The sequence below is a fragment of the Azospirillum sp. FG154 genome, assembly GCF_057809575.1.
The window spans coordinates 1-542 of sequence record NZ_JBMDKF010000067.1; the positions used below are offsets into that span (position 1 = coordinate 1).

Annotated in this window: 1 protein-coding gene; it reads right to left on the reverse strand. The window is 66.4% G+C overall.

Translation table 11 applies throughout. The features are described 5' to 3' along the window. Window positions 1-506: tetratricopeptide repeat protein (locus ACODS4_RS28130; RefSeq protein ID WP_488869183.1), on the reverse strand; the 506-nt coding region annotated here is incomplete at its 3' end. Window positions 507-542: the final 36 nt, after the last annotated feature.

A 542-nucleotide genomic window follows, 5' to 3' on the forward strand; every position in this document is an offset into this window, starting at 1 on the left:
TTGTCGTCGGCGAAGCGTTCGATCACCGCGTCATAGGCGACGATGGCCCCCGCCGAGTCGCCCGTTGCGCCGAGCCTGTACCCCTTGTTGACCATGGCCCTGGCGACCGGTTCGCGCATGGCTGGTTCGATGTCGTCGGCGAAGCGTTCGATCACCGCGTCAGAGGCGACGATGGCCGCCGCCGGGTCGCCCATTTCGCCGAGCGTGATCCCCTTGTTGACCATGGCCTTGGCGACCTGTTCGCGCAGGGCTGGTTCTTTGTCGTCGGCGAAGCGTTCGATCACCGCGTCATAGGCGACGATGGCCCCCGCCGGGTCGCCCATTGCGCCGAGCCTGTTCCCCTTGTTGACCATGGCCATGGCGACCTGTGCGCGCAGGGCTGGTTCGATGTCGTCGGCGAAGCGTTCGATCACCGCGTCATAGGCGACGATGGCCCCCGCCGCATCGCCCGTTGCGCCGAGCCTGTACCCCTTGTTGACCATGGCCCTGGCGACCTGTGCGCGCATGGCTGGTTCTTTGTCGTCGGCGAAGCGTTCGATCAC